Below are 11,932 nucleotides of genomic sequence, written 5' to 3'. Positions count from 1 at the left end.
GGGCGACGGTCGTTAGCCGCACACTCGTCTTTCAATTGGCGCCCACCACGATCGACACCCGCCGGTTCTCGGTACGGCCGGCGCTGGTGCGGTTGTCGGCCACCGGCTGGCGGCTGCCCAACCCGCGCGTCTGGATATCGCCTGGCGGCATACCGATCCCCACCAGCGCCTGCGCCACGCTCTGCGCACGGCGCTCGGACAACTGCTGGTTGTACGCCGCCTTGCCCGAGGCATCGGCATGGCCATCGACGCGCACCCGCTGGATGCCCACCGACAGCAACGCGCGGCCAACGCGTTCGACGATGGCCTGGCTCTGCGCGTTGAGCCGATCCAGGTCGCTGCCGAACAGCACCTTGCCAGACAGATCGAACGCCCAGCCCTCTTCGCTGGGGGTAAAGCCCTCGCGCTGCAGCACAGCGATTTGCTCGGGACTCAGGCCGACGGGCGGCGCCGTCTTGCACGCACTCAACGCGGTCAGTGCCAGCAACAAAGCCAGCCAGGCGAGCGGCTGGCGGTAAAAAGGGTGTGTCACGGTTCAGCTCCTGTCATCGGGGTCCGTGGCCCAGTCACCACGCGCCGCTTGCCGGTGGCCGCGACGGCTGCGCTTGGCCTGGTACATCGCCGCATCGGCGGCATTGAGCAGACTGGCCGGGTCCTGGCCATCGTCCGGGTAGAAGGCGATACCGACACTCAACGCACTGGGCACGCGGCGGCCATCGTCGAGCTGGATCGGCAAGCGCATGCTGGCGACGATCTTGTCGGCGATGCGCTCGGCGTCTTCACGCGAGTGCAGCGGGGTCAGCAGCACGGCGAATTCATCGCCGCCCAAGCGCGCCACCAGGTCGTGCTCGCGCAATTGCGCGCGCACGCGGCTGGCGACGTTGATCAGCACCTCGTCGCCCACCGCATGGCCGAGGCTGTCGTTGATCTGCTTGAAGTGATCGCTGTCGAGAAACAGCACCGCCATGTGGTCTTGAAGGCGGGCGGCGTTGCGCAGGCTGCGGTTGAGACGTCCTTCGAAGAACGCGCGGTTGGGCAGGCCGGTCAGGCTATCGTGGCTGGCCTGGTGAGCCAGGGTCGCGTTTTCGCTTTGCAGGTGGCTTTGCCAGACTTCCAGTTCGTCGAGCAGGGCATTGAAGTCGGTACCCAGTTCGTTGAGCTCGGCGATGCGTGCCTCGGGGACGCGTCGGTCGAAACTGCGCTCGCGGCGGGCGGCGTGGGCGACGCTGGCCAGGCTGCGCAGCGGTCGGACGATATCGCCGAACAGACGGCGCGACAGGTGCAGGGCGACCAGCGTGCTGAGCAGGATGCAGCAGAGAATGCCGAACAACCCACTGAGCAGGAAGCGCAGCAGGCTGCCGCCCTGCCCGGTCAGCTCGATATGCCCGACCGTGCGCTGCTGGTGGACGATGGGCCGATAGATGGGCTCGTCCAGCAAGGCCTTCGCCACCTGGCGCTCCAGCGGTGCAAGCAGCCCGGTGTCGTCGCGCTGCCAGTGCGCGAGCAGATCGCCGTCGAGGGCGAAGACCTTGGCGTCGGCGACCTCCTCGCTGCCTGCGATCACTGCCAGGGCCTCACTGGCGGCGGGGCTGTCGTCGAACACCACTGCGGCTTCCACGGTGTAGCTGATCGAGCGGGCGATCAGTTCCAGGTTGTGATTGGCATGCACACGCAGGGCGGCAACGCCGAGCAAGGTTCCCGAGATACCGGCCAGGCCGACCGCCAGCAGGGCGATGGCCAGATGGCCGCGGCCGAGTGCGGCGCGCAAGGTCGGCCGGCGTCTGCGCGTGAGGCGAGAGGTCATGGCTGCGCAGCCCGACGCCGCGACAATTGCAGCACGCTGGGATGAATACGCAAGCCGCTGCGCGCCACCGAGTCGAGGTTGACCGCGAAACTCACCTGCTCGTCCTCGACGCGCAGGCAGAACAGGCTGCCGACCGTACACGGGTCGTCCGCCTCGCTGATGCTCAGCACCGGATGGCCGACCAGCGCGTTGAACAGCCGATCACGCTCACCCGTGTCGAGTCGACCGATATACACCGCATCGCAGGTCTCGGCGGTGCGGGGGTCGTCGGCCAGCAGACGACGCACCTGCAAGGGTTGCGATGCAGTCTGCAGCTCGCCCTTGATCAGGTCATCGGCGTACTCGGTGGGACCGATCAGGCACAGGCGCAAGGGCGCAGGCTCCACCGGCCACCGGGCGTAGCTGAAGATTCCCAGGACTACTTGGGTCACTGCCTTGGCGCGCTGTTGCACCTGCACCGCAGTGGCCGGCGCATACGCCCGCGCAGGCTCGGCGAACGACGACAGGGCGACGATCAACAGCGACAACGCACAGTTCGCCACCCGCCACCGAGGCGAGACAACCACTGACATCTAGGAAACTTCTCAAGTTAAATTCAGATGTCTCGCACGATAGCACAAGGCCGCGATGCCAAGGTATTGACGAATGTCAGATATTTTCCAGCGCAAGGCCAGAAATCCGTCGCACCTTGCGCTTGACGGCCTCCTCGAACACGCCGGCTCGCGGCTCGATCAAGCTGAAGCAGGCTTTGGCACGGGTGATACCGGTATAGATCAGCTCTTTGGTGAGTACCGGATTCAGCGCATCGGGCAGCACCAGGGCGGTATGACTGAATTCCGAACCCTGGGACTTGTGCACCGTCATGGCGAAGACGGTTTCCACCTCGTTGAGCCGGCTGGGCAGCACGAAGCGTACGCCGCCTGAACCGTCGTTGCGGGCGAATGCCACACGCAGCGAGGTTTCACCCGTCTCGTCCGGCAGCCGCAGGGCAATGCCGATATCGCCGTTCATCAAGCCCAGGCCGTAATCGTTGCGGGTGACCAGCACGGGTCGCCCCTCGTACCACGGCAGGCGTGTATCGATCAGGCCGGCGCCGTGCAGCACCCGCGCTACGCGTTCGTTCAGACCCTCCACACCCCAGGCACCGCGGCGCACGGCACACAGCAACTGGAAACCCTCGAAGCTGCCCAGCACCCGCGCCGCCCAGTGCTCCCACTCGCTGGCGTCGGCCGGTGTACCCGGTGCCGGCCGATGGCGGCCTAGGGTGCGCAGGTAACTGCGGTAACCCTGGGGCCCCTCTTCGCCACGCCCCAGCCCCTCCAGCAACAGACGGTCGAAGGCCCGGTCGTGCTCGCCGCGCAGCGACAGGCCGAACACATCGTCCGGCGGCAGGCTGAGCAGCGCGCGCGCCTGCTCGGCCTGCTGCAGGTTGACCCACCGTGCCAGCCGACCAATACCGCTGCCTTCACCGAAGCGCCGGGAGTGACGCAGCATCACCACCTGCTGCGCCAAGGCATGCTGCTGCGCATCGCCAGGCAGCAGCCCGCTGTCATGCAACGACTGGCCACCGACCTGCTCCAGCCAGGCCTGGGTCGCCGCCGTGTAGCGCCCCTCCTCGGCATAGCGACACAGATCGCCCAGCACCGCGCCGGCTTCCACCGACGCCAACTGGTCCTTGTCGCCGAGTAGCACCAGGCGCGCGCGGCTCGGCAAGGCGTCGAGCAGGTTGGCCATCATTTCCAGGTCGATCATCGACGCCTCATCCACCACCAGGACATCCAGCGGCAGCGGGTTACCGGCGTGGTGGCGAAAATGCCGCGAGCCGGGGCGACTGCCGAGCAGGCGGTGCACCGTGCTCACCTCGGTGGGAATCTGCGCACGCAGCGTAGCGTCCACCTGCAAGCGCTTGACTTGCTGACCGATGGATTCGGTCAGGCGCGCAGCCGCCTTGCCGGTGGGCGCCGCCAGGCGGATGCGCAAAGGCCTGCCCTGCTCCACTGCCGGGCCTTGGAGCAGGGCCAGCAAGCGCACCACGGTGGTGGTCTTGCCGGTCCCAGGGCCGCCGGTAACGATGCTGAAGGCGGCGCGGGTGGCCAGGGCGCAGGCGAGCTTCTGCCAGTCCACCTGGCCAGCCGGAGCACCGCCTTCGAACAACTGCGCCAGACGCGCCGGCAGGTCGTGGGGAATCGCTTCGTGGGTCGCGATGCGCTGCTGCAGTGAGTGGTCGACACGCCGCTCATAGCGCCAGTAGCGGCGTAGATACAGGCGCTGAGCACTGAGCACCAGCGGCCGCGCCTCATGCCCGGCGCTATCGCCATCGGCCACCAGTCCACTCGCTGCGATACGCTGCCGCCAGAGGGCGGGTTCGAGGGCGGCGAGCAGTTGTGAGGGCAGCAGCAACGGTCCGGCCAGGGCGTCGCCCTCCGGCGGCAGCGACAGCGCGAAGTCAGGCTCGGCCAGCGTCTGCTCCAGGTCCAGGCACACATGCCCATGCCCCAACTGATGACTGGCCAACGCCGCCGCCAGCAGCACCAACGGATCGCCGCCCGGCTCACGCTCCGCGAGAAAGCTGACGAACGCGCGGTCCAGCGCACGCAACCAGCCGCGTTCGACCCACCGGTCCAACAGCGCCAGCAGATCGTGGCTGTCGGCAAGCGGCGCCAAGGCCGCCAGGTGCTCGGCCTGCAACGGGGTGGGCAGCAGGTCGTCGAGGGTGCGGCTCATGGTGTGGCTCCGGCAAACAGGTCCTGCTGTTCGGGCTGGAGATCGCCGCGAAACAGCGCATCGAGCTGTTCGATCAGCTCACGGGGTGGCCGCACCGCGTACAGGCCGCGACCGGCACTGCCGGTGCCGCGCAGGAAAATGAACAGCGCGCCGCCGACATGGCGGTCGTAGTCATAGTCGGGCAGGCGCGCGCGCAGTTGGCGGTGCAGGGCCAGCAGGTACAGCACGTACTGCAGGTCATAGCGATGATCGAGAATCGCCTGCTCCATGGCCGGTGCGTTGTAGGCATTGCCGTCCGGGCCGAGCCAATTGGATTTGTAGTCGGCCACGTAATAGCGACCGTCCAGTTCGAAGGCCAGGTCGATGAAGCCTTTGAACATGCCATTGAGCTGACTGGCCAGTGCCGCCGGGCGCGCGGCGCCGCCGTGGGTGTGGCGCACGACGAGTTGGTCGAGACGGCGCACGTCGACCCGGTGGCTGGCAAACCAGAACTCCATCTCGATCTGGTACTGCTGCAGGTGCGCCAAGCGCAGCAGCGTACCCTCGGGAGCTAGCGGTAAGTCCTGAATGAGCAGGTGCTGCAACCATTGGCTGAGCGTGGGAATCCAGCCACTCCAGTCGCGACGATTGCAGCGCTGGCCCACGGTACGCTCGATCAACGCGGGCTGGCTGGCGATCTCGGCGAACCCCTCGCGGCCGGCCCATTCCAACAAGCCGTGGAGGAAGGTGCCGGGGTTCGGTCCGCGTGGGAAACGGTGGATATCACCGTTTTCCGGCGGCACCTCGCGCAGCAGTTGCGGATCGATGCTTTCGTCGTCGAGCAGTTGCTGGGCCTGGGAGCTGTCGGCCAACACGGTCTGGTCACCCACGCGCAACGCACTGTAGGACGCAATCCACCACTGCTCCGTCGCTGCCCGTCGCGGCTTGAGTGCAGCTCGCCATTGCGTACCGTGACGCGGGGCCTGGTAGACCTGGTCATCGACCTCGGGCAGCGCTGGGCAGGCAATCGCAGCGCTTTGCGCGCACAGCGTCTGCAACCAGTCGGCCAACTGAGCGGAGTCGGACAGCGGCTGTCCGCCACCGAGCAGGTAGCCCAGGGCCGAGCGGTGCAACTGCGAGCTTTTCTGGTTGCCGCGCTTGAGGTCGGCCACCCCCAGCCAGCAGGCATGCTGGGCGCGGGTCAGGGCGACATAGAGCAGGCGCAGGTCTTCGGCCAAGCGTTCGTCATCGGCCAGGGCGATCTGTTCGGCTGTGGGGCTGAGGGTCAGCAATGGCTGACCGTCACGGTCGTGCCAGGCCAAGGGCAGGCGCTGACCGTCCACGGCCTTGCTGGTGCAGATGAACGGCAGGTAGACCAGCGGGTACTCCAGGCCTTTGGACTTGTGGATGGTCACCACCTTGACCAGTTGCTCGTCGCTTTCCAGGCGCAGGATCTGCTCCTCGCCCGCCTGCGCGGCATTGGCCAGTTGCTCGCTCAAATGACGAATCAGCGCCTGCTCGCCGTCCAGCTCGCCGGCCGCCTGCTGCAGCAGTTCGGCCAGGTGCAGCAGGTTGGTCAGCACACGCTCGCCATCGCTGCGGCCGATCAGGCTGCGCGGCAACTGGAAGTCGTGCAGCAGGCGACGCAGCATGGGCAGCACACCCTGGCGCTGCCAGGTTTCGCGATACAGGCGAAAGCGCATGACCCAGGCCTCCCAAACCCGCTCGTCTTGATTCAGACGCTCGAGTTCCATTAACGGCAGGTCCAGCGTCAGGCTGGCCAAGGCAGCCTTGAGCAGACGTTCGGCGTCGGGCTCGGCGCACGCCTTGAGCCAGGCCAGCAGGTCGTGAGCCTCTTGCGCGGCGAACACCGAATCCTTGTCGGACAGATAGACGCTGCGCACGCCGCGCGCAGTCAGCGCGCTGCGGATCATCTGCGCTTCGCGGCCATCGCGCACCAGAATGGCGATGTCCGACGGACGGCAGCCACGTAACGCACCCTGTTCATCAGCGAAGCCACTCACCCCGAGCTGGCCGCCCATGAGCAACGCCACGATATGGCTGGCGCAGCGCGCCGCCAATTGCTGACGGTACTGGCTGCTGGACAGCGGTTCGTCGCTGGGCAGGTGCCAGCACTGCAACGCGGCGCACGCTTGACCGTCGATCAGCAGGCGTTCGCTGCGGCCCTTGGCGTGCACTTCGACGAAGGGCAGCGGGTTGTCATCGGCCTCGCGGAACAGGAAGGCACCGCGCCCCTGCGCACGCCGCTCGGCCAACAGGAAGGTGCTGTTGACCGCCTCGACCATGGCCTGGCTGGAGCGGTAGTTGGTGTCCAGGCTGTGCAGGCGTCCGGCAGTGGCTCGCCGGGCGTCCAGGTAGGTGAAGATATCGGCGCCGCGGAAAGCGTAGATCGCCTGCTTGGGGTCGCCGATCATGAACAGGCCGGTTTCGCAACGATTCTCGCCAATGCGATAGATGCGCTCGAAGATGCCGTACTGCACCGGGTCGGTGTCCTGGAACTCATCGATCAGCGCCACCGGGAACTGCTCGCGAATCAGCCCGGCCAAACGTTCGCCGGCCTCGCCACGCAAGGCCTGTTCCAGGCGCAGGAGCATGTCGTCGAAGCCCATTTCCGCGCGTCGGCGTTTTTCCACCTCGAAGCGCGCCGCGACCCAGCCGGCGGCATGCCCAAGCACTGCCGCATCGGGGCCGGGTAACGCCTGCAATTGAGCGCGCAGCTCGGTCATGGCCTGCAGTGCCGGGTGCTCGGGCGGTTGGCCGGACTTCCAGGCTTCGGCCATCCCGTCCGGGGTCAAGCGGGTGAAGCCCGTGCCCAGGTCGAGCTCCATGAGCTGATCATCGCCGGCCCAGGTGCGCAGCTTGTCGAACCAGGGTTCGAAGAAGCGCGCTTGTAGCTTGCGCCCGTCAGCCTGCTTGGCGGCCACCGCTGCGCGACAGATCTCCTGCAACTCATCGGCCCATCGCGCCCAGGGCGCCTTGAGCGCCTGCAGTTGCTGCTGGCGTTGCGCCAGGGCGGCGTCGATCAGCGCTTGCGGCTCAGGGCCTTCGGCGTCAGCGGGAAAGCGCCCGAACAGCGGGCGGATACGCGGCAGCAATGCATCCGGGCTGAGCCAATGGCTGCGCACCCAGGCCAGCGCCTCGCCGTGCATGCCATAGCAGAAGCGCCGCCAGTAATCGCGCATGACTTGACCGAGCAGTTCACTGTGATCGGTCTCCAGGCTCTGGGTGAACAGGCTGCCGCTGTCGAAAGCATGCTCGCGCAGCATGCGCTGACACCAGCCATGGATGGTCGAGACCGCCGCTTCGTCCATCCACTGCACCGCCACTTCCAGGCGACTGGCGCACCGTGGCCAGTGGTCGTGTGGATAGTCGTCGCGCAGTTGATACAGCAAGGGGTCGGCGCCGTCCAACTCTCCACGGAAAAAGCGCGCCGCCTCGGCCAGGCGTGTGCGAATGCGCTCGCGCAGCTCTTTGGTGGCGGCATCGGTGAAGGTCACCACAAGGATCTGCGGAGGCAGCAACTCGCGGCCAAAGCCGTGTTCGCCGCCGTGGCCCAGAATCAGGCGCAGGTAGAGTGCGGAGATGGTGAAGGTCTTGCCGGTGCCGGCACTGGCTTCGATCAGTTGGCTGCCGTACAGGGGAAAGCTCAGGGCCAGAGGCCGGGCCTGGGTCATGCGGCGGTCTCCGGCGAGTCCTGGGTTTTCCAGGCGGCGGTGAACAGAGGTCGATACAGGGCTTCGCACCAGCCTTCGAAGGTTTCGTCGGCAGAGAGTGCGGCGAAGTCGCGGAACTGACGGATCAGCGCAAGGCTTTCGCTGCGCTCGCCGAAACTGTTCTGGCCATCGCCTTCGTAGGCCTTCGCTGCAGCGGCCTGGGCTTTGTCCGGATCTGACTGAGCGAGCCAGGCGAAAGCGGTTTTCGGCGCCACCGGCAGGGGCGCATTCATGCCCGCCTGACGCGCGACCAGCAGGTCGGCGAGCAGATCGCTGGCCTGGGCGCTTGGCAGAGGCGCGAGCAGCAGGGTCTGGTCGCTGGCCACCAGCGCGGTGTGCAGTGGATAACCCACGGCGCAGGCGGCAAGGTGCATGACCCACGCGGGGATCAAGCGATGCCACTTGAGGCTGTTGCGCCCGGCGCCGAGGCTGTTCGGGACGGTGGTAATGCTCAGCAAGTCCTCGCCATCGCCTTGATAGACACGGCCCAACCACCCTTCCAGGCGCAGGGCGCCACGCTCGAAACGAATCGGCAGCGCACCTTCGACCACGCGGGGCCAGCGCTGCAATAGTTGGCGGTGCCGTGTCAGCAAATCAGGCAGTGGCTGGATCAGCTCGACCTGCAGCGACTCGCCAAAGCCCGCCAACGGCAGCAGCCCACAGGCTTGCAAGCGCCGCGCTTGGCTATGCAAGGCCTGCTCCGGGTCGTCAGTCGCGGTCAGTGCGGCATCGAGCAGGCGCTCGCTCAGGCTGTAGCGCTGCAGGGCATCCAGCACGAAGGGCTCTTCGTCGGGAGTGGGCGCTTGCAGGGCTTCGAAAAACACTTTGAGCCGCTGACTGAAGAAATGCCTCACCGGATGACGGAGAAAGTCCTGCAACTGGGTCAGGGTCAGCGGCTCATCGCTCTCGTACGCTGGCAGTGCCAGGGTGTCCGGGATCGCTGTTTGATCAGGCTGGTGCAACACCTGCCACTCGTGGGCATAGCTGAACAGCGGGCTGTCCTTTTGGAAGTAGCGCTGGCTGAACGGCTGCAACGGATGTTCCTGGGTGAGCGCGTGCAGCAATTGTTGACCAGAATCGTCGCGTTCGCCCTGCTCGGCACCGGCCAACTGCCAGCCGGTGGCGAGGTGATCGCGCAATTGACCGATCAATACCGACGCCGGGCGCTCGCTGTTGTCGCGGATACTGCGCCCGACCCAACTGACATACAGCTGATCGCGGGCCGAGAGCAGCGCTTCGAGCAACAGGTAGCGGTCGTCCTCGCGTCGTGAGCGATCGCCGGGTCGGTAGTCGCTGGCCATCAGATCGAAATCCAACGGCGGCTGGGCGCGCGGGTAATCGCCGTCGTTCATGCCCAGCAGGCAGACGATGCGGAAGGGAATGGCGCGCATGGGCATCAGTGTGCAGAAATTCACCGAGCCGGCCAGGAAGCGTTGCGACAACTTGCCTTGATCGAGACCCGACAACCAGGCCTCGCGCACGACCGTCAGGGGCAGTCGTTCGTCCAAGCCGACCGTTTCGCAGGTTTCCAGCCAGGTGTCGCGCAGGTCCTGCAGCTCGACCAGCAGCAGTTCGTCATGTTCTTCCTCGGCCAGGAAGAACACCTGCAGCAGGGCATGCAGGCGCGCGCCCCACTGCTGAACGCTGGCAGGTTCGGCGAGGTGCTGGCAGGCCACTTCCAACGCATCCAGCAAGGCGACCAGCGGACCGATCAGGGCGGCATCGAGGCCGCCGATCTCATCGAACGGCTCGATGCCGTCGCAACCTTCACCGACACCTACCGCATAGCCCAGCAGCATACGCCGCAAGCCGAATCGCCAACTGTTCTGTTCCAGCCCCTCCGGCAGGCCGAGGCTGGCTCGCTGCTCGCCGCTCAGGCCCCAACGGATGCCTGCGCCTTCGATCCAACGGTGCAAGGTCGGCAGGTCGCTTTGCTTGATGCCGAAGCGTGCGCGCAGCGCGGGCACGTCCAGCAGGTCGAGGATCTCGCTGACGGCAAAGCGGCTGTCGGGCAGCTTGAGCAGGTGCTCCAGGGCGATGAGCAGCGGATCGCGGCCACGCTGGCCTTGGTCGGTGAGGGTGAAGGGGATGTAGCGCGGGTCATGGCGGTCGAGTTGACCGAACACAGCGCGGATATGCGGGGCATAGTCATCGATGGCCGGTAGCATGACGATGACATCGCGTGGGCGCAGCGTCGGGTCGTTGCTGAACCGAGCGAGCAGTTGATCGTGCAGGATCTCGACCTCGCGCTGCGGACTGTGCGCCACGTGAAAACGAATCGAGCGGTCGCTCGCGACATTGACGGCAGGCCAGGTTTCGCGGGTTTCCGACAGCGGGCGCAACTCGAGAATGTCGTCCTGCAACTGATTGAGCAACGTCAGCGGTTGCGCCTCGCTGAACAAGTCGATACGACCGTCGCTGAAGACACCACGGTAGCTGCCAGGGTCATCGTAGCTGTCGAGCAGGTTGATGTAGTCACGGCCTTGCTTGCCCCAGGCGGCCAACAGGGGATGGGCGTGCTGATGAAGCGCCTCATCGTCCAGTTGCAGCGGCATGCTGTGTTTACGCTGCAGACGCTTGTACTGATGCCGGAGCAGGTCCTTGTCGGCGACGATGTCGCCCCAGTGGTGGCGGCAGGGGTTGTGTACGCACAGCAGCACTTGGCTGAAGCGGGCCAGACCGGCCAGTGCTTCGAGGGTTTGGGCGGGCAGCGATGAGATACCGAACACCATCACCCGCGCAGGCAATCCCGGGGGCGCGTGCTCCAAGGCATCGACTCGCTCGATGAAGCGCTGATGCACACCGGCGCGGCTTTGCGCCATGCCCTCTGCCCCGACATCGTCCAGCAGCGCCCGCCACAATTCGGCCTGCCAGCGATTGCCGTCCGCCAAAGGCTTGCGCTCGCCACGGGCGGTGTTGAGTACGTGGTGGCCTGAGGCCCAGTCTTTGAGCCAATCGGCGCGATAGACCTGGTACTGGTCGAACAGGTCGGCCAGACGTTCAGCCAACTGGTAGCGTTTGCGCAGGTCCGTGTCGTCAGTGAGGAAGCGTTTGAGCGGCTCGAAATGGGGGCGCTCGATCAGGGCCGGCAGCAGGCGCATCAGGCGCCAGGTCAATGGGGCTTTGTCGAGCAGCGAAACTTCTGGAATCTGATCACGGCCCAGCACGCGACGGTAGAGTTGCCACATGAAACTGCCGGGCAACTGCACATCGATCGCGGCCGCGATACCGCAGCCGCCCTGGTCATCGTCTCCAGGGTCTTCGGCCAATGCGAGCTTGAGCCATTGGGCGATGCCGTTGCTCTGCACCAGGGCGATTTCGTTTTCCAGCGGAGCCAACGGGTAATTACGCATGACACTCACCACCAGGCTGCGCAGCTCGTCGAGGCGGTTGCCCTGAACGATCATGAAACCGGGTTGCAGTGAGGTGGTGGTGGCCATTGCGGGTTCTCTGGAAAACGGATTCGCTGACGGAACCATACTGGGTGGCGAGAGTGGCAGCAATGCGCCTCTTGGAATGGCCTTGTTTTGAGCGTCGTGAAAAGACAAAACCCCTACCTGCTCGCGCAGATAGGGGTTTTGCGAAATGAATCTTGACGATGACCTACTCTCACATGGGGAAACCCCACACTACCATCGGCGATGCATCGTTTCACTGCTGAGTTCGGGATGGGATCAGGTGGTTCCAATGC

General features: G+C 65.8%; 6 protein-coding genes and 1 rRNA gene. All 7 read right to left on the bottom strand.

From position 1 onward, the window contains the following. Window positions 1–31: 31 nt before the first annotated feature. On the bottom strand, window positions 32–532 hold the full coding sequence (gene yfiB, locus Q6A47_RS18315) for an outer membrane lipoprotein YfiB (protein ID WP_304485019.1): 501 nt from the start codon (window positions 530–532) through the stop codon (window positions 32–34). A gap of 3 nt (window positions 533–535) precedes the next feature. Next, complete coding sequence (gene dgcN, locus Q6A47_RS18310) at window positions 536–1,804, bottom strand: diguanylate cyclase DgcN/YfiN (protein WP_295485995.1); 1,269 nt, start codon at window positions 1,802–1,804, stop codon at window positions 536–538. After that, on the bottom strand, window positions 1,801–2,376 hold the full coding sequence (gene yfiR, locus Q6A47_RS18305; protein ID WP_369811554.1) for a regulatory sequestration protein YfiR: 576 nt from the start codon (window positions 2,374–2,376) through the stop codon (window positions 1,801–1,803). The genes dgcN and yfiR overlap by 4 nt, the downstream gene beginning before the upstream one ends. A gap of 76 nt (window positions 2,377–2,452) precedes the next feature. Continuing rightward, window positions 2,453–4,528 carry an exodeoxyribonuclease V subunit alpha gene (gene recD, locus Q6A47_RS18300; RefSeq protein WP_304485018.1) on the bottom strand — a complete coding sequence of 692 codons (2,076 nt, stop codon included), beginning with the start codon at window positions 4,526–4,528 and terminating at the stop codon, window positions 2,453–2,455. Beyond that, on the bottom strand, window positions 4,525–8,202 hold the full coding sequence (gene recB / locus Q6A47_RS18295; RefSeq protein WP_304485017.1) for an exodeoxyribonuclease V subunit beta: 3,678 nt from the start codon (window positions 8,200–8,202) through the stop codon (window positions 4,525–4,527). The genes recD and recB overlap by 4 nt, the downstream gene beginning before the upstream one ends. After that, window positions 8,199–11,681 (bottom strand): exodeoxyribonuclease V subunit gamma, encoded by a 3,483-nt coding sequence (gene recC / locus Q6A47_RS18290; protein ID WP_304485016.1) that lies wholly within the window; start codon window positions 11,679–11,681, stop codon window positions 8,199–8,201. Before recC ends, recB begins: the two co-directional genes overlap by 4 nt. A gap of 150 nt (window positions 11,682–11,831) precedes the next feature. Beyond that, window positions 11,832–11,932 (bottom strand): 5S ribosomal RNA (rrf, locus tag Q6A47_RS18285); the annotation flags it as partial.

It is taken from the genome of Pseudomonas boreofloridensis (assembly GCF_030580795.1).
GTDB classification, from domain to species: Bacteria; Pseudomonadota; Gammaproteobacteria; order Pseudomonadales; family Pseudomonadaceae; genus Aquipseudomonas; species Aquipseudomonas boreofloridensis.
Note: the sequence above shows the minus strand (reverse complement) of the source record. Positions and strands in the feature narration are given on the sequence as shown.

What these genes read in the sequence shown, in the direction of transcription:
- dgcN (WP_295485995.1), bottom strand. Translation starts at nt 1,804, where the DNA reads ATGACCTCTCGCCTCACGCGCAGACGCCGGCCGACCTTGCGCGCCGCA.
- yfiR (WP_369811554.1), bottom strand. Translation starts at nt 2,376, where the DNA reads ATGTCAGTGGTTGTCTCGCCTCGGTGGCGGGTGGCGAACTGTGCGTTG.
- recD (WP_304485018.1), bottom strand. Translation starts at nt 4,528, where the DNA reads ATGAGCCGCACCCTCGACGACCTGCTGCCCACCCCGTTGCAGGCCGAG.
- recB (WP_304485017.1), bottom strand. Translation starts at nt 8,202, where the DNA reads ATGACCCAGGCCCGGCCTCTGGCCCTGAGCTTTCCCCTGTACGGCAGC.
- recC (WP_304485016.1), bottom strand. Translation starts at nt 11,681, where the DNA reads ATGGCCACCACCACCTCACTGCAACCCGGTTTCATGATCGTTCAGGGC.